The following is a 16,849-nucleotide window of genomic DNA, read 5'->3' on the forward strand; positions in this document are numbered from 1 at the left end:
GATTGCCGTCGTTCTACGATTCACGGCAAGCGAATTCCGGATCCTTAAGCCAGAACTCAGGTTGGTTAATGGAAACTGTCCGGCAGTTGCTGGTGCGGAATTTTATCGGCCGCTTCCCAGCAGGACGAAGCCCGCCCAATAGCGCGGATCGGCCCACTTTCCGCCCGGGGCGGTGCGCACCGCCCGCATCGCAACCTGCAGCGCCTCCGTGGCGGGAACGCCGTTGGCGAGCTGGTTGAGCAATTCGGCGATCAGCCGCGCCGTTGCCGCATCGCTCACCCGCCACTGGCTTGCCACGACCGAATGTGCGCCCGCGACGAGGAAGCTGCGCGCGAGCCCGGAAAAGGCTTCGCCGTCGACCGAGCCGTCGCCGGCACCGGTGTCGCAGGCGGACAGGATCACCATGTCTGCGGACAGGTTCAGCATCGCCGCTTCGGGGGCAGAAAGAAACCCGTCCTCCTGCTCCATGCCGGCGGGGCCTGCGAGCGCAATGCCGGGATCGCCATCCGGCCCCCTGGTCAAGCCGTGCGCAGCGACCAGCACGAAGCGTGCGCGCCCCAGATCGGGGTCGTTCTGCACTTGGGCCTCTCGCGCATCCGCCACGACGCGTGCCCGGGTGCCGAAGCGCTGGCGGGCGGCATCCGCCTCGGCTGCGGTCAGCGCAGGCAACTCGGCGCGCCAGCTTCCCGGCTTCGATCCGAGCGCTGGGTTCGCCGCGACGAACGCAAGCAGATCGAGCCGCTGTTCGGGCGGGCAGGGCAGGGCACCTCCCGTCCCGCAGCCGCGCGGCGCCAGCATCGTCGGCGTGGCGATATTGGCAATGGCGAAGCGATCGGCGACCCAGCTTCCCTGCCGGTCGATCAGCAAACTAAGCGGCAGCGACGCCAGGGGCCCCGAACCGGATATCAGCAAGCGCTTGCGAGTTCCCAGTGCGGGCTCGAACGGTAGCAGCAGCTTCTGATACAGCGCTGTCGCCTGGTTGCGATCGAACGGGCGATCCGGAACGGCGCCTACTTGCGAGCGGCCATCCGCGACCGTGCCCGGGCGCAGCGACTGGACGAGCGCGGTCAGCGGCTTCCGTCCCAAGGAGGTTTCGCGATGCCAAAGCACCTCGTCTCGCGTGATCAGCCAGAGGTAGCTCGCCTCGTCGACGGTATAGGCATGCAGCAGTGCCTCGTCAGGCGCGAGCGATGCCTGCACGCTGGCGATCGATACCGGTTTGAGGCGATCGAGCGCCGTGTCCGCCGCGCCCATGCGGGCGAGCGCGGCTTCTGCTTCCTGCAACGCGCGTTCCGCTGCGACGCGTCGTTCCCGGGCGGCGGCATGCTCCGCATCGTTTCGCGTCGCTGTCACCAAGTCTCGTCGCAGCGCCGCGTCCCGCGCGATCGCTCGCGCATCGCGTTCCTTCAGCGCCGTGCGATAGGCGGGGTTCGCTGCGACCACGCCGCCGACGACGCTGGCTTCGGCGCGTTGCGCGACCTGGAATGCGTCGTCGCGGGCATCCGCCACGCGGGCCTTGTTCTGCGCGGCCTTGTTCCAGTCCGCATCGATATGAACGTCGAACGGCGCCGAAAGATTGTGGCGATCGCGCCGTGCATCCGGGTCGAGACCGGATCGCCGCGCCAGCCGCTGGTCGGCACCCGACATCGCCGCCTCGATGAGCGCATCGGCGCGGGCCGGATCGCCGGCGTTGGTCGCGTACAGCGCGCGACCTAGCGCTGCCGCAGCGCGGATGCGGATCGTATGGTCGCTGGGCAGGGTCGCATCGGCCAGCTTGACCGCCTCCTCCAGCAGCGGCAGTGCGGCCTGGGCATCACCCTGCTCCGTGAGAATGTCCCCGGTTCGGGCCAGCGACAGCGCGAAATCGGGGTGCTGCGGACCGAGCAAGTGCCGGTCATGGTCCAGCGATTGCAGCAGCAACCTGCTTCCCTCGTCCTTGTTGCCGGTACGCAGAAGCGCGTTGGCCAGCCAGAACTCGTGCTCGGCCGCCTTCCGATAGTCGTTTCCCGAGATCTGGCGCAGCTTTGCGATGGCCGGGCGAAGCACCTCGATGCTTTCCCCGTAGCGGCCGCTATCGGCCAACGCCTTGCCCAGCAGCGCCTGGCTGTGCGCCTCGCCGACAGGCAGGCTGGCCTTGCCCAGGATCCGGGCGCTTTCCTGAAGAAGCGGGATGGCTTCCGATGCGCGGGATGCCCGGAGCAGGCTGTCCGCGAGGTTCTGCATCGCGGCGCCGATGGCGGGCGATTCCGGCGGCATCGTCTTTTCCACGATCGCCAGCGCCTCCCGCATCATCGGCAGCGCTTCCTCGTCGCGTCCAAGTGCTTCCAGGATCGTCCCCGTGTAATAGAGGCTGCGGCTCACATCGCGCGAGCCCGGACTGATCCGACGGCGGATGTCGAGCACCTTCTGCTGGATCGCCAGACCCTCGGCGTAGCGGCCCTGATAGCCCAGGTTCATCGCCAGGCTGGTATACCAGCGGAGCAGATAGGGGTCTTCCGCTCCCAGCGTCCTCTCGCCGATCGCAATGGCGCGGCGATGCAGGGTTTCCGCCTCCGAATGACGACCGTTCTCGTCGAGAAAAATCCCCAGATTGTCGTAGCCTACGGCCGTGTCCGGTGCATCGGCCCCATAGATGACGAGGGAGAGTTCGTTGCTGCGTCGATAATTGGCTTCCGCTTCGGCCATCCTGCCAAGGCGCTTCTGCGCGCCCGCAAGGTTGCTGACGGCATTCGCCTCATCGACGATGTTGTGCGCCTTGCGCGTCAGGCGCAGCGCCAGCAGCGACAGGCGCTCGGCCTCGCGTGGGTTGTCCGCCTCGATGGCCGCCACAGAGGCATATAGCGCGTCGTCAATTTGCTTTTGCCAGCGGGAAGGGGGCGGTGCGGGCTGGGCGGGAGCCGTTGCCGCGGACGTGCCGGCGGCAGGCTGTGCGGTCTGCGCTGCGGCAGGCAGTGCCGCGACCTGCATGCCCACCACCACCGCACAGCATAGTCGCTTGCGGCCGCTGCGGCCGATGCCCCTCGATATGCCCTGCTTCTGCATTTCCTCCGCCCCCCGAAGATGAGTCTTGCGCCGACCCGTTGATGCCTTCCGTTCGATTCTTCCCGTTCGTGTTCAGTTCGTGAACAGCTCGAACGACATTCCGCGTGCCCCTGAAATCGTGATGATTGCCTCGCCCGTAGCCCGGGGCCTCCACCGGCACAGCGCCCGCCCGCTGGCGCGTCGTGCGGTACATTGCGTCCGGCCCTCGGCCTCCACCTTCAGCGTGATCGGCGATGCGGACGAAGCTTTGACATAGACTGCGGCCAGTTCGCCCCCCTTGAAGGTCAAGGGTTGCTGCCAATAGGGCCTGCTCGACGCGAGCCGGAGCGGACCGGCCGCGGCCCCGCGCTCGACATCCGGCAGTTGCTGGATACGCGCGCGCAGCGCTGCATCCTGTCCAGCGAGCGCAACGGCTTCGGCATGGCGCTTCGCATAGCCGATGTCCGCGAGTTTTCCGCCGGGCGCGAAGACACGGCCGTTTACGCTTGCCGCAAGTTCGAGCGATTCTACCGCCAGTCGCCCATCGTGATGAGCAAGTGCCCGCGCGCGCAACCTGTCGCTGCGCACGAGGCTGGAAATCGGATCTTCCTGGGCAACCGGGCTGCCGATCAGGGTAGCTGCCATGACGAACCTAAGAAACATCGTTAGATGCGAACCTTCATCGATGCCGCTATATCGTAATCGCTCCGAAACGATTGGGCGAGAATTTTCGATGCTGGTCGCGCTCCTCGAAGATGAAGGCTTTTGGGCGGAAGAGGTCGGTGCGGTGATCTCGCGTGCGGGATTTCAGCTGATATGGCATGGGACGCCGGAGGCGATGCTTGCCGACCCCCGCGCGCTGCGTGCGGACGTAATCATCAGCGATGTCCACCTCGCGACGTCTGAGGCGAACGGACGGGATTTCGTCCGCGCGCTGCGCGCTCGTAATATCTCGACCCCCATCATGATGCTGACCCAGTTCCCGGAGCAGCACAGCGCCGCCGAGTCCTTTGCGGTTGCAGCGGACGATTATCTGGCAAAGCCGTTCGATCCTGAAGAATTGCTCGGCCGGATCCGCGCACTGGAGCGGCGCTCGCGGGTTGCCGATTATGGTGCTGTCCGCGTTGAGGCGCTGAAGCTTAGTCCGGAGTTTCGGGTCGCCTATTGGCTGGATCGCAAAATCTCTCCGCTGACCGACCAATCCTTCCGCCTGCTTCTCTGCTTGGCAGAGACGCCCCGGCAATCCGTGTCGCGCGAGCAGCTCTGGAAGCGATGCTGGTCGAAATGGGAGAATCTGGCGTTGCAGCCTTCGGTGCTGGATGCCGCCATTTCAACGCTCCGACGTGAGGTGGCCGCCTATTTGCCCAAGGACGCGATCGTGACCGTTCGGGGCAAGGGCTACACGCTGATGCTCGGTTCCGAATGACGGTGCGAGCGCGCTTCTCCCATGTTCCGGTCGCGGTCATTCTCGCGTTGCTCGCGCTGGCGGGCGGACTGTTGCTGTCGTTATACGTCGCGCTGGCCGCCGACCTCCGGACGCAAATGCGCGCCGAACTGCAGGCCGATATTCGTGCCGTACGCGCGGCGGATCGGCTGCAGCCGGCGGTGGCTGCCATCGCAGTCCTGGACGACCAGGCTCCATCCGGAAACGGTTATGGTCCTCGATACATTCTGCTCGATCCGGAAACCGGCGCCGCGTTGGCGGGCACGCTGCCGTCGTGGCCCAGGATCAGCCTTGATGCGGCGGGATGTGGCGAAGCGGGCACGCTCATTGCCTGCACGACGCGGTTAGACGATCATTTTCCCCTGCTGATTGCGCGCCCTACGCTGCCCATCACATCCGCAAGGTCTCGCATCCTGCTGGGTCTGGGCGCGCTGGTGGTTCTGGTGCCGCTCATCGTCGCGGGCGCTGCGCTGGTGCGCATGTCGGCGATGCGCCGTCGAATAGAGGGTATTGAAGCCGCGCTCGATTCTTTCACGGGTGGCGAGCTGAAGGCGCGTCCACCCGCCTTGGGGAACGACCTTGTCGGTCGGCTCGCGGACAAGATCGGTCTGGCGATGGAGAAGCTGGCCGCGCTGATCGCGCGCCAATATGTCACTGCCGAGCAAATTGCGCATGAACTGAAGCGCCCCGTCGCGATGGCGGCACAGATGCTGCAAGGCACCCCCAGCGCGGAACGGATCGATGCCTGCCGGGAACAGATGCTCGAGATGAACAGCCTGGTGAACGCCATTTTGTGGGTGAGCACCAAATCCACCGATGTGGTGCGCGTACCGATCGCGCTGGATGGGCTGCTTGCCAGCGCCGTGTCTGTCTTTGCGGGTTTCGCGGCCGAGCGCGGCGTTCGGATCGATCTCGAGCTTGCAGAGGTCTCGATCGACAGCGAGCCGGACCTCCTCCGTACGGCGTTCGTCAACATGCTCGATAACGCGATCAAGTTCACGGCGTCCCCCGGCACGGTCACCGTTCGCTGCGCGCTTCAGCGGGGCAGCGCGACGATCACGATCGAGGATGAAGGGCCTGGCTTATCCGCCTTCCCGCCGGAGCCGGGATATCTGATCCGGGGACCGGCTGCTGCACATGTGCCGGGCTCCGGGCTTGGCCTCGCGCAGGCCCAGCGCATCATGGCATTGCTAGGCGGGACCCTCATGCTCTCCGACCGCAAAGGGCGCAGCGGATCGATGGTGGCGCTGCAGCTCCCGCTTTCCCATGCCGCAAGCGATGGCGCCGAGATGGCGTTGTGAAGCAGCCGCCCGGTGCTGTGCGCAGGCTGCGGCGGGAATTCAATATCCTGTCTTGAACCCTTGGGGCGGCTTCGCGCTGGTATCGCAAACCGGTTCAAACGGGAGCGTTCCCCCACGCGGCGCCATTATGGCGCAAACTGCTCCGGCGACGATCTTGGTGATCACGCGATTCCATCCTCGCCGTCGCGCAAGCCATCCATCGTCAGAAATCCCTTTTCGATTGCGGTCACGACAGTGCGGAAAAGCGCGGGAATCAGCGGCGGGTCTGCTTCCTCGAGCATGTCGCCGATCACGGCGCCTAGGGTCTTTTGGCCGTCGACGCGTTCAAACAGCCGCGCAGATGCCGGATCGAGATACTCGCTCCAGCACAGTCCGTCGGCTAAGCTCGCGCGAACCTCACCACCGATCCACGGACCGTTGTGGAAATGCCCGGACTGGGCCAGCCGCAAGTTCGATGCGCGGCGCAGCCGCAGGTCCAGAAGGTCGCCGTCGAGCGCCCGCAGCTGACGTTTTCTCGCGAGGAAGGCCGCCAGCGCGTCTCCGCACGGCATAACATAGGTATCTGGCGCCGCGTCGATCGCGAAGCTCGCGGCGCCTTCGGTGCGCTGGATCGTGACGAGGCCGTAGGCGATACCGCAAATCCCCCGCCGATCGAAATAATCCATCCAGCGAGCAAAGGCGGGCTTGTCCGCGGCGAGCGCTTCAGGATCGCTCTGACGGAGCCATTTGATCGTGTAATCGGCAGGCGCTTCGGTCACTTCGTGCAGGACCGAGACATGGCATCCGCTTCCGGCGAACCATTGCTCGAGGCGCTGCGGCCAGGCGTCCTTTTCGTGAACCGCCCAATTGGCCAGATACTGTGCTGTGCCGTCCGGGCGCAAAAGTCTGGGCAGCAGTCCGGCCAGGTGGGCGCAGACACCATCCTCTTCCCGGCCGCTGTCCCGATACGGGTGCGAATGATCGGGCGAGATCACATAGGGCGGATTGCAAACCACCATCTCCGCCGCGCCATCGAGGGCGAAATCGAAGAGGTCGGCTTCGACCATGTCGATATTGGTGATGCCGTTCAGCTGCGCGTTCAGGCGCGTGAAATCGAGCGCTCTCGGATTCACGTCGCAGGCAAGCACGCGCGCGCTATGCCGCGATGCCAGCAAGGCGTGCAGCCCGCTGCCGCAGCCGATATCAACCGCCAGCGAGGCCGGTTTCCGGATCGTCAGATCCGCAAGCGCGCGGGTCGGGCCGCTGAGGCCCATGACATAGTCGCTCTCGTTCCGGCGTCCCCGGGGATCGGAGGCGACGAGCAGATCGCCATAGGCTTGAACCATGACCACGGGTAGCAAATCCGTGCCGGATTCCTCCACGAACCCCGTCTCCTTCAAGGCGGAGACAGTCTCGGCGCCAAACACTTCCCGGGCGACATCTGCCCGACAAACCATGCCGAGGAAGAACAGGGTGAACAGGAGATCCGCGCGCGATCGGTCGTCCAGATAGTAGAGAATTGGCGCAAAGTCCTCACGGTCGACGAGCTTGCGCCAGTTCTTCGGCAGGCTGTCGCTTTTCGACGGATCGAGAAAGTTGCTTCCCCGAAACAATTTTCTGACCAGTGTGAAGTTTTCCATGGGATGCCCCTATGCAATAATCCTCTCGGAGGTTCAAAATACATAACGGTAGATTTAATTGCCATCTCATGTATTATGCGAGTCGCTAAATAATTGGCGACGAAAGAGGAGGCTTCTATGGAAGAAGGTGAACTCTCTAAGTTGAATCCGGATGCGCGTTCGCGTGTTGAAGAAGCGATGAAGCGGGCGATCGAGAGTGAAATTGCTCGCGCCGCCACGGGCGTGGCCGGCGACGAGCTGATGGCCCATTCGCGGTCAAAAGGATTTTTCTTCAGTCGATCGAAGACTACCGACGCGCTCAAGGACCGCATCAATCCGGTGGTAGATCTTGATCGCGCACTGCTCCGGAACGTCGAGTCTCTCGACGATGCGGCATTTTCGCGCTTCGCCGACCGACTGTCGAAATTGCGCGATATGAAGCCCTCAAAGTAAAACGCTCACTTCATGTGCGCGACAGGCAATCCCTGGTCCTGGCGGACCTCACCTCGGCATTGGTATGCTCTGAGCGCTTCGCACATCGGGAACTGGGCTCCGGATCGTTCCCTGGGTCTGTCTCCGTCGGTCCGCGACTGCCTGATGGCGGCAGCGGCAGCGGAGGCGTCCTGGCTTTACCACCCGGTGGCATGCGCGGTGATGGCGCGCCCCACGATCGGCCGCGACCTTAGGCTCGCCGTGTGGGCAGCGGCAAATGTGGGAGACGATCTCGGCGAAGTGACGCTGGAGGCTCCGGAATGGATCTGGGGCTCGGGAGGCGGCGCTTCGCTCGAACCTGGCCGCTACGCGCTTTGCAGCCTGGCGGAGCAGATATGCGCGCAGCCTGAAGAGATCGAACACTTGGTTGCGCTGGACCCCTGGTGTGACAGCGTCGGCCTGCCGCTCGACGAGGGCATGGTGGACACGCCCGAATGGGGCTGGCCCCACCGCCAGCCACTGAATGCGGAGGACGAGCAGCGGCTCCGCCGGGGACTCGTGTCGTTCATGGAGGCCGGCGCCCGCCTTAGCCGGCATCTGCCCGCCTGCGCGGATTGGGTGCGCCAATCGACCAAGGTCGTGGTGCCGCTTTACAGCAACGGCGCGCATCGTTTCCGGTCCGGCTCCTGTGCTTCTTTACCCGGTCTTGTGTTCAGCGATCTCGAGGGGCCGCACGAACAGATACTCGAGACGCTCGTGCATGAATCGGCGCATCACTGGCTGGTCATCGCCGAGGCCGAGGGTCCCCTCGTCGATCCGTCGCACCATGCCAGCTATGCATCTCCGCTACGGCAGGATTTGCGGCCGCTGCGCGGCATCTTCCTGGCGTTTCATGCATGCGCGTTCATGACCGCATTCTATCAGGACTGGTTCCTTGCGCTCGGTGCGGGAGAGAAACAGCGGCAACTCCAGACGCAAACCCGCGCGCTTCGCGACGATGCCTACGCCACGCTCCACCGCGCGCGCTCGGCATTGACCGACCTGGGCCGCGATCTGCTCGACACGACCACCGCGCGCGTGGTGGCCTATGTCGACTGAAACGGCATCTCCGATCGACTTCGAAGCCGCAGTGGAAACCTGGCTGCCCGAGGTGCTCGACTTTTCGTTCGGAAATACGCTGGAGTCGTTGCGCAGCCGTTTCATATTGTTCGTGTCGGAACGCTGGGGGGGCTGGATCGGCGCTCTCACGCTTGCAGATCACGAAGCGGGCGAAAGGCTTCAGTCCCGGATTTCGGACCTGCCGCTCGAAGCGCTCTGCCGGATCCTCCTTGCCCCGGAATCCATCCGGCGATTGCTGTGGGCCAGCGGGGAACCAGCGGATCGAGAGGAGAGTGTCCGCTTCTTCGTGCGCGCCGTGGAGGTCGAGCGCGCTTCGTGCGGGCTCGACCATCAGCTGGACGATGTCGTCTGGAGCGCGATGGGCGACCGCCACAGCCTGTCTCCCGACCCCCATACGACACGATGTGGAGACCTGCCGCGGCTGGTGATCGGGGATCCGGCGACAAAGCTGCCGTCCACGCAGCCCCCCGGGAGCCCGCCGGAACCATGGCCGGCGCTTCCGGCGATGGTGGCGCGTCTGCAGGAAGCACAGGCGCTTCTACGTGCAACCGATCCGAAACTGGCGGATTTCGCGCGGGACTGGAACACGACACTCGTGTTGCGCCACGCGCCGTCGTCGCGGGGGTTCCAGTCCAGCTCGCCCGAGCGCTATGTCGGCCGGTCGATCCTGTGGGATATGGATGATCCGGCCGTTGGCACCGACGCGCTGGCCGAAGCCATGATCCACGAAGGCCTGCACACCGTGTTCGACATGGCCGATGCCATGCTTTCGCGGGTGACGCCCCGGCGGGCGCGCTGGGTGACGGATCCCTCGCTGTACGACGGTGTATCCCGCACCGTCTCTCCTTGGACCGGCAGTCGGCTCGACGTTCCCACCTATGTTCACGCTTTCCTGGTATGGTTCGGGCTGCTCGGCTTGTGGGCAAAAGTGGCGAGCCGGGGAACGTTCGAGCCCCAGGTTGCTCGCAAGCGACTTCTGCGCGCCGGCGTGCCCTTCGCGACACGCACGGCCTTCATGCCTCTCGAGCCCTTCGCTGAACAAATTCGCCCGGACGTCCGGGACCTGTTGCGGCAGTTCGAGGACCAGGCCAGCCAGGCGTTCGATCACCTCGCGGGAGAAGAACAGTGACGCGAAACGCGCATTCTCCGCTCAGCGTCACGTTCAAGATCGCTTCGCGCTGCAATCTCAATTGCAGCTATTGCTACGTCTACAACAAGCTCGACGACTCCTGGCGCAGCCAGCCGGCCAGGATCTCCGACGAGGTGATTGATGCCAGCATCATCGCGCTCCGGCGGCATTGCGCGAAATCGGGTCAGCATCTGCTGCGGATCGTCTTTCACGGTGGAGAGCCGCTTCTGGTTGGTCACGACAGCTTCGATCGCTGGTGCCGAAAGCTGCGAACCCTCGACGACATCGTCGAGGTCCGTTTTGCGCTCCAGACGAACGGCGTGCTGATCGACGACGAATGGGCCGAACTGTTCGCCGCCCACAAGGTCGTCGTGGGGATCAGCATCGACGGCACGCCCGATGTGCACGATGCGCAGCGTGTCGATCACAAGGGGAGAGGATCCTATGACGGGGTGCTGCGCGGCGTGGAGGCGCTGCGCAGGAACGCCGTCGAGTTTTCACTGCTGAGCGTTATCTCGCTGGCGAGTGATCCCATCGCCACCCACCGTCACCTGCTGTCGCTCGGGCCGGCACAGATCGAATATCTCTTCCCCGATCAAACGCATGACACGATCGGCGCTCTCCGCGCGCTCCATGGTCCGACGCCTGCCGCCGATTTCCTGATTCCGATTTTCGAGGAGTGGTGGGGGAGCGGCAAGGAGGCGGTTCAGGTGGGTCCTTTCATCGCAATCGTCAGGGCCATTCTAGGGGGAGTGTGCGAAGTCGATTTCATCGGCAACAATCCGCTCGGCTATGTCTTCATCGAGCCCGATGGGGCGATAGAAGGCCTGGACGTGCTGCGAACCTGCGGCCCCGGACTGGCACAAACAGGCCTGAACGTGCGGACGCATGACTTCTCCGACCTGGAAGACCATAGCGAATTCCACTATAAGGCGATCTTCGAAGGGTTGCCGCTGCCCAGCGGATGCCGAGATTGCCGCGAGCGCAGCACGTGTGCAGGTGGCTATCTTCCCCATCGCTACGCATCCGACGACGGTTTCGATCATCCCTCTGCATGGTGCGCGGACATACTCCGGCTGTTCGACCATCTGCGCGGTCGTCTCGGGGTGCCGCCGAACGACACCCATTTGCGACGTGAGGCGCTCGCCAGTCTTTCGGTGGACGCAGAAGGCGTTTTGTCATGACCGCGCCCTGTCTCGACCTGCCGGTCGGCGCCGTGGCCGGGGCGAAACGCATCTATGAGGCGGCGGCGGTGCTCGACTGGCAAGGTGCGAGCGGGGCACAAATCCAGCGTGAGTATGTGCTGTTTGTCGCCGATCAACTGGGCGTGGCGCTGGCGCAGGTTCCCAAGGCGGTAGCGGACGAGCTCCGCAGCGCGCTGGACACGCTGCCGGACCAGAATTGGCTGCGGCTCGTCACCGCGCCGCGGATCACGTACCAGCTCCTCTGGCCCTCGCGCCATTCGGCGGCCGATGTCGCGGACGCGCTCGGCGCGGCGCTCGCCGTCGAAAGGGCGCGCGGGGACGCCGATGCTGTCACCGACGAAGCCCTCTCGCCACCGCCCCAGACGCTCTGGTCTGTCGTCGGCGACGGCTGGCTGGGACCAGAAGGCAACTTCGTGGCGGGGCCGGCGCTGCCCGGACTGCCGGCGCTCGATTTCTTCAGCCCACACGCGCTTGCCATCGACATCGAGGGCCAGATCGACGAAGTGAACGTGCCGCGATCGCCCTATTCGCCCGCCGAGGCCCGGCATATCCTCTCGCTGCTTTCAGAGGTCCGGGAAAGTCTGGCCGCCACCAACGCGGGGATCGCCGGCTTCGTCGAGGCATTCACCAAGTCGCTCGTCCTGCAGCGGGATCCGCAGGCGCCCGAGCTCTTCTCTACCGGCTCGTCCGCGCAGTATGTCGGTCGTTCGGTTATAGGCAATCCGCATCTGGCAAAGGTTGATTCCGCCTTGCTGGCCGAGGGGCTGGTGCACGAGTCGATCCACTCGCTGCTGTACATGAGCGAACGACTTGAGCCGTGGGTCAATGACGAGGAGGTCTATGGTTCGGAGCTTCGGACCCGATCCGAATGGACGGGAAACCCTCTACCGCTCCGTTCGTACCTGCAGGCCTGCTTCGTCTGGTATGGACTTGCCATGTTCTGGGCCCAGGCTTTTGCGCTCGGCACGTTCGAGGCGGAGCGCGCGAGGGAACGGCTGGAGTTGGCGCTGCGCGGATTTCTGAAGGGGAATGTTCTCGACCAGGTGCGGCCCTTTTCCCAGCACATCAACCCCGAGGTGCTTGATACGATCGACACCTTGCACGCCCGGGTTCGAGACGCATTGTGAGTCGGCTGGAGCAGGACCTGCAGCAGCTCGAACGCGGCACGGAGCCTTTGAGCGGCGGGGACGTGGCCGGCTGGACCGACCTGCTGACGACAAAGGTGGAAAAGCATTTCGCTTCGGGAACCCAGCGCATGCGGGCGCCCGAGGAAACCCTGGCGGCTGTGCGTCCGCATCTCGGCGCGATGGGCATCACCCGGATCGCCAACATCACCGGACTCGACCGCATCGGCCTCCCGGTGGTGCTGGTGTGCCGGCCCAACTCGCGCTCGCTGTCCACGTCGGTGGGCAAGGGACTCGATCTCGTCAACGCATCGGTTTCCGGCGTGATGGAATCGATCGAGCTGCATCACGGCGAACATGTGATGCAGCCGCTTTTGCTGGCCAGCGCGGCCGATCTTCTGGCTTCGGGGAGACGGACCGTGGACGTTTCGCGGCTGCCGCGGGTGCGCAACGGCCGCTATCACTCCAACCTTCCCCTTCTGTGGGTCGAAGGCTTCGACCTGCTCGGCCGCCAGCCCGTTTGGCTCCCGTTCGAGACGGTGCATGCGAGCGCCCTCAGCGAAGCGCCGACCGGAAGTGGATGCTTCACGGCAACCTCCAACGGCCTTGCCTCCGGCAATCACCTGCTCGAGGCGATGGTCCACGCCATGCTCGAAGTCATCGAACGCGATGCCGCCTCGTTGTGGAGCGCGGGCGGTGCAGCGCATCGGGCGGACACCGCGGTCGATCTGGATAGCATCGCTGATCCAGCGTGCCGCGACGTCATCAACCGCTGCCGCGCTGCCGGGATCCTGCCGACCGTGCATGATATCGGGTCGGATATCGGCGTGCCGGCATATCTCTGTGAAATCCGCGAGGCCGGCCACTGGCAGACAACGCCGGTATTCTCGGGCCTGGGCTGTCATTTCGAGCCGCGCATCGCCCTGCTGCGTGCCGTTACCGAAGCTGCGCAGTCACGACTGGTGCTCATCGCAGGTTCGCGCGACGATCTCAGCCGGCGAGACTATGCCGCCACAGGGCATCCGCCTCCGGATCGCGCCAACAGGCCTTTTCCCCGCGAGGTCGTCGATGTCTCGCGCCGCACGTTCAATGAGGATGTCGCGGATCTCGCCGCACGCCTTCAGCGCATCGGGATAGACGAGGCGATCGCGATCGACCTGACCAGCACACGCTATGGGATCCCGGTGGTTCGGATGGTCATCCCCGGCCTCGAGGGGCCGGACGACGATCCCGAATATGTACCGGGCAGCCGGGCGCTTGCCTTTCGGGAGTGCCTGTCGTGATCGTCGTCTTCCTGGGGCCCACCCTTCCGGCGACAGACGCCGCGCGGGAACTCGAGGCGCGCTACGCTCCGCCCGCAGTGCAAGGTGACATCTACAGGGCGGTGCGAGGGGGTGCGACGGCCATCGGGCTCGTAGACGGCCATTTCGAAAGCGTGCCAAGCGTCTGGCACAAGGAAATCCTGTGGGCGCTGGATGCGGGTATTCCAGTCTATGGCAGTGCCAGCATGGGGGCATTGCGGGCCGCCGAACTGTGGAACTTCGGCATGGTAGGTGTCGGCTCGGTCTTCGAGCGCTATCGCGACGGAGACCTCGTCGATGACGACGAAGTGGCGCTGTGTCATTTGCTGGCAGCACAGGGCTATCGCCACATCACCGAACCCTTGGTCGACATGCGCGCGACGATCGCGGGTGCCGTGGACGCGCAGGTTTTGGGAGTGGCGGCGGGCGAGGCGCTCGTCCGCGCCGCCAAGTCGCTGCACTACAGCGATCGCACCTATTCGCAGCTCGTGGCGGCAACTCGGCCGGCGGCCGATGACGCGGAACTGGCCGCTTTCGAACGATGGTGGCCAGAGCACCGCGTGAGCGTCAAACGGAACGATGCGGTGTCGATGCTGCGCACGATGAAGCAGGCGCTCGGCGCGGGGGAGCCCGTGGCGCGCCCCTTTTTCTTCGAACGAACTGCACTTTGGGACGATCTAGTGCGGGAGGCGCTAGATTGGGACGGGAGGGCCGCTACGCTCGAAGGGACCGCCAGGATCACGGCCGCGGACAGCGACGCGAGCGCGGATCTCGTGGCGCGCGACCTTGCCCTGGCCCGCATCCTGGCACGCGATCAGGCGCAACGCCACAGCTTCAGGCTGGACGAGAACAGTCTGGCGGAGGCGATTGTATCGATTCGAACGCGGCTGGCGCTGAACGACGCAGACGCGCTCGACGCATGGATGCAGCGCAACGACCTGGATCGTGGGCAACTCCTGCGCTTTGCCGCGGACGAGGCGCGACTTCTGTGGGTGCGAGCTGTCATGCGAGAAGAAATCGATGCCATGATGGCGGATCAACTGCGTTCGTCAGGAACGTACCGTCAGGCGGGCGGCACGGGGGCAGGGCGCTGATCGGTGGGATGCGCCTGAAATCGAGGCACAGTTCGTGCGCTGGTTTTGATGCATCGCCATCGCCCTTCCTCCATTCTGCGATGCACGAGGTCAGGTTGACCCCGATTCAGGCATCCTATCTGAAGCGGCGGCAATCCCATTCGTTCTCGCAACGCATGCAGGGAACCTTCTCGCGCCACGCCTGCGGAGCACATGGTGGGGCGCTGCAGCCAACGGGTGAAGAAGCGGTCTGAGGCACCCCAACGCTGCGGCGCCTCTCAGGCACGGTGCCCGCCGCGGCTCACGGGTGATTGCTGATCGGCTACTTGACGCAGCGGACGAGATCCGTCGAACGATCGGAGCCGAGCATTCGACCTCCGTCCGCGGAAAGGCGCAGAACGCCCTTGGAAGGCTCCTCGCCGTCGGTGGAGATGTACATGCTCGTATAGGCAAGGCTGCTAGGTCCGGTCATCCGAACCTGCTTCACCTCTTCGTGATCTTCGTAATAGACGATGGTCCTGGCGGTGACCGTAAACCCGGCGCTGTTCTCCCCTCCACGCAGGTTACAGTCTCCCAGTGTGCGGGCCCACTCACCCCGGAACTTGGCCGGGATCACGGAGCCTGCTTGCCCGACCGTACCGCTCGCGAGGGCGGTGGCTGTCGCGAGAAGAAGTGGCAGGAGGTACATCATTTTCCCCAAGGCGGATCGTGGCCGCCGCTATACCTGCATGCGCTGGTATAGCCAGACTCGACGACAGGCCTTGCCGCCCGCTAGGCTCGGGTCGAGCACGCCGGGACAATGGCTTAGGCGAAGCACATGAGGCCGCGTACCGCAGTTCTGCCTGCATTCTCACACAAGACGGAGACTCTGATGATCGCGGGGAAATTGCTGATGGCAGCGACACTGGCGCTCGCCGCGCAAGCCAGCCAGGCTGCGGTTGCCGCACCACCAGAAGGACCGGCGGCGCCGCGCGCCATCGATCTCGCGAAGGCCTTCAACACGCGCTCTCCCTGGATGTTCACGCCGCTCCAAGGGCCGGACATCGTCGATCCGATCATGGGCGAACCGGACGCGACGGCCCCGGGCGAGATCCGCATGTGCATCAGCAAAGATCATGGCAGGACCTGCTCGCCGGTGCTGGATGGCGCTCTTGTCGTGCGGGGCCAGCGCGACACGTTTTCCGAGGCGCACTATCTCAACCAAGCCCGGATTGTGTATCCCGCCGCCGGGAAGCCCATGCTGTTGCTCCAATTTGGCAGCCTCCGGAGCATGAACGGGGATCAGCGGATCGCCACGGTGGCGCTTGCCTATGATCGCACCAAGGACGCGTTCTTCGTCGCGTATGATCGGCGTACCGGCCACAACAACAATCAGGAAGTTCGGTACATTGCCGAAGGGCCGCTACGTGGCGCCATTCTCTCGGCCGAACCTACCGAGAACGCGCCATTCGGCTTCTGGATGACGGTGAACCGCATCGGCCCCGACAATCGCTATGCTGAAGTCCTGCGCTACCGCAGTGCCACCCGCTATGGTGACGGCAATCCGCTAGCGGTCATTGATTCGGAAATGCCGAACCTGCATCGGCGGCTGGGGTTCTGGCGTCCCGGGGCGCCGTTGCCGGTTCCCCCCGGCAACTGCTCCAAGCCGCATTTGGTCAGCGGCGCACTGTGGTGCCGTTGAGTCTGGTGCCGCCCACGGCAGGAGCACGCGCATACGGCACCGCCGCCTCCCATTGCAGGAGGACAGACAGCGCGGACTCGATCGCGGATCGACAACGGCTGCTGCCGGAATGCGCATCCGAGGATCGAGATGTGCGAGTCTCTGGGCGCATCGTCATCAGGGCGTTGCGCTACAGCGCGTCGAAGCAGGTGGCGGACGTCCCGCTCGGTTGGGCAACGGTCTGCGGAACTGGGTAAAATGTCGGCACCGAGGTGGGGCATCTCGGATGCGATGAGGGCCATTGGGCGGTGCCGAGCGAGCCGAGCGGCAAATGGTCCGGGCTGGTGCTGCCGATGGCACGGCGGATCGTGTTCGAGTGGTTCGACGAGCGGATCATGCTCGCGGAACGCGCCGACTGACACGCGGTCAGGTGAAGCCGGCG

15 protein-coding genes are annotated in these 16,849 nt (G+C 64.8%); 11 read left to right on the forward strand and 4 right to left on the reverse strand.

Features of this window, described 5'->3' with window-relative positions; all coding sequences use genetic code 11:
* Positions 1–102 precede the first annotated feature (102 nt).
* On the reverse strand, positions 103–3,042 hold the full coding sequence (locus tag SPI01S_RS14255; protein WP_084253475.1) for a CHAT domain-containing tetratricopeptide repeat protein: 2,940 nt from the start codon (positions 3,040–3,042) through the stop codon (positions 103–105).
* A 72-nt stretch (positions 3,043–3,114) separates the two neighbouring features.
* Positions 3,115–3,666 (reverse strand): hypothetical protein, encoded by a 552-nt coding sequence (locus SPI01S_RS14260; protein WP_066723750.1) that lies wholly within the window; start codon positions 3,664–3,666, stop codon positions 3,115–3,117.
* 88 nt (positions 3,667–3,754) lie between these two features.
* Between SPI01S_RS14260 and SPI01S_RS14265 the strand changes: the two genes are divergently transcribed.
* Both SPI01S_RS14265 and SPI01S_RS14270 read left to right on the forward strand, forming a co-directional pair.
* Positions 3,755–4,447, forward strand: coding sequence for a response regulator transcription factor (locus SPI01S_RS14265; protein WP_066723752.1), 693 nt, complete (start codon positions 3,755–3,757; stop codon positions 4,445–4,447).
* Positions 4,444–5,766: a sensor histidine kinase gene (locus tag SPI01S_RS14270; RefSeq protein WP_066723755.1), complete on the forward strand. Its 1,323-nt coding sequence runs from the start codon at positions 4,444–4,446 to the stop codon at positions 5,764–5,766. Before SPI01S_RS14265 ends, SPI01S_RS14270 begins: the two co-directional genes overlap by 4 nt.
* 161 nt (positions 5,767–5,927) lie before the next feature.
* On the opposite strand, the gene SPI01S_RS14275 is transcribed toward SPI01S_RS14270, so the two are convergent.
* Entirely contained in the window at positions 5,928–7,385 is a 1,458-nt protein-coding gene (locus SPI01S_RS14275) for a methyltransferase (RefSeq protein ID WP_066723757.1), read from the reverse strand.
* A 117-nt stretch (positions 7,386–7,502) separates the two neighbouring features.
* On the opposite strand from SPI01S_RS14275, the gene SPI01S_RS14280 reads away from it, so the two are divergent.
* The 7 genes from SPI01S_RS14280 (at position 7,503) to SPI01S_RS14310 (ending at position 14,768) form a co-directional block, all read left to right on the forward strand.
* Entirely contained in the window at positions 7,503–7,817 is a 315-nt protein-coding gene (locus SPI01S_RS14280) for a hypothetical protein (RefSeq protein ID WP_157084706.1), read from the forward strand.
* A gap of 144 nt (positions 7,818–7,961) precedes the next feature.
* Entirely contained in the window at positions 7,962–8,894 is a 933-nt protein-coding gene (locus SPI01S_RS14285) for an aKG-HExxH-type peptide beta-hydroxylase (RefSeq protein ID WP_169804519.1), read from the forward strand.
* Positions 8,884–10,044 carry a hypothetical protein gene (locus SPI01S_RS14290; protein WP_066723763.1) on the forward strand — a complete coding sequence of 387 codons (1,161 nt, stop codon included), beginning with the start codon at positions 8,884–8,886 and terminating at the stop codon, positions 10,042–10,044. The genes SPI01S_RS14285 and SPI01S_RS14290 overlap by 11 nt, the downstream gene beginning before the upstream one ends.
* Positions 10,041–11,228 (forward strand): radical SAM protein, encoded by a 1,188-nt coding sequence (locus SPI01S_RS14295; RefSeq protein ID WP_066723766.1) that lies wholly within the window; start codon positions 10,041–10,043, stop codon positions 11,226–11,228. The genes SPI01S_RS14290 and SPI01S_RS14295 overlap by 4 nt, the downstream gene beginning before the upstream one ends.
* A complete protein-coding gene (locus tag SPI01S_RS14300; protein ID WP_066723769.1) occupies positions 11,225–12,376 on the forward strand; it encodes an aKG-HExxH-type peptide beta-hydroxylase in 1,152 nt (383 codons plus the stop codon). The genes SPI01S_RS14295 and SPI01S_RS14300 overlap by 4 nt, the downstream gene beginning before the upstream one ends.
* Entirely contained in the window at positions 12,373–13,656 is a 1,284-nt protein-coding gene (locus SPI01S_RS14305; RefSeq protein ID WP_066723772.1) for a YcaO-like family protein, read from the forward strand. The genes SPI01S_RS14300 and SPI01S_RS14305 overlap by 4 nt, the downstream gene beginning before the upstream one ends.
* A complete protein-coding gene (locus SPI01S_RS14310; RefSeq protein ID WP_157084707.1) occupies positions 13,653–14,768 on the forward strand; it encodes a TfuA-like protein in 1,116 nt (371 codons plus the stop codon). The genes SPI01S_RS14305 and SPI01S_RS14310 overlap by 4 nt, the downstream gene beginning before the upstream one ends.
* A gap of 301 nt (positions 14,769–15,069) precedes the next feature.
* Here the strand turns inward: SPI01S_RS14310 and SPI01S_RS14315 are convergent, their stop codons facing one another.
* Entirely contained in the window at positions 15,070–15,363 is a 294-nt protein-coding gene (locus SPI01S_RS14315; RefSeq protein ID WP_218017618.1) for a hypothetical protein, read from the reverse strand.
* Positions 15,364–15,618: 255 nt separating this feature from the next.
* On the opposite strand from SPI01S_RS14315, the gene SPI01S_RS14320 reads away from it, so the two are divergent.
* Positions 15,619–16,428: a hypothetical protein gene (locus SPI01S_RS14320; protein ID WP_066723780.1), complete on the forward strand. Its 810-nt coding sequence runs from the start codon at positions 15,619–15,621 to the stop codon at positions 16,426–16,428.
* A gap of 251 nt (positions 16,429–16,679) precedes the next feature.
* A complete protein-coding gene (locus tag SPI01S_RS22910) occupies positions 16,680–16,826 on the forward strand; it encodes a hypothetical protein (protein ID WP_218017619.1) in 147 nt (48 codons plus the stop codon).
* Positions 16,827–16,849 lie beyond the last annotated feature (23 nt).

Origin of the sequence: Sphingomonas pituitosa NBRC 102491 (genome assembly GCF_001598435.1) — a bacterium.
GTDB classification, from domain to species: Bacteria; Pseudomonadota; Alphaproteobacteria; order Sphingomonadales; family Sphingomonadaceae; genus Sphingomonas; species Sphingomonas pituitosa.

What these genes read in the sequence shown, in the direction of transcription:
- SPI01S_RS14255 (WP_084253475.1), bottom strand. Translation starts at nt 3,042, where the DNA reads ATGCAGAAGCAGGGCATATCGAGGGGCATCGGCCGCAGCGGCCGCAAG.
- SPI01S_RS14260 (WP_066723750.1), bottom strand. Translation starts at nt 3,666, where the DNA reads ATGGCAGCTACCCTGATCGGCAGCCCGGTTGCCCAGGAAGATCCGATT.
- SPI01S_RS14265 (WP_066723752.1), top strand. Translation starts at nt 3,755, where the DNA reads ATGCTGGTCGCGCTCCTCGAAGATGAAGGCTTTTGGGCGGAAGAGGTC.
- SPI01S_RS14270 (WP_066723755.1), top strand. Translation starts at nt 4,444, where the DNA reads ATGACGGTGCGAGCGCGCTTCTCCCATGTTCCGGTCGCGGTCATTCTC.
- SPI01S_RS14275 (WP_066723757.1), bottom strand. Translation starts at nt 7,385, where the DNA reads ATGGAAAACTTCACACTGGTCAGAAAATTGTTTCGGGGAAGCAACTTT.
- SPI01S_RS14280 (WP_157084706.1), top strand. Translation starts at nt 7,503, where the DNA reads ATGGAAGAAGGTGAACTCTCTAAGTTGAATCCGGATGCGCGTTCGCGT.
- SPI01S_RS14285 (WP_169804519.1), top strand. Translation starts at nt 7,962, where the DNA reads ATGGCGGCAGCGGCAGCGGAGGCGTCCTGGCTTTACCACCCGGTGGCA.
- SPI01S_RS14290 (WP_066723763.1), top strand. Translation starts at nt 8,884, where the DNA reads ATGTCGACTGAAACGGCATCTCCGATCGACTTCGAAGCCGCAGTGGAA.
- SPI01S_RS14300 (WP_066723769.1), top strand. Translation starts at nt 11,225, where the DNA reads ATGACCGCGCCCTGTCTCGACCTGCCGGTCGGCGCCGTGGCCGGGGCG.
- SPI01S_RS14320 (WP_066723780.1), top strand. Translation starts at nt 15,619, where the DNA reads ATGATCGCGGGGAAATTGCTGATGGCAGCGACACTGGCGCTCGCCGCG.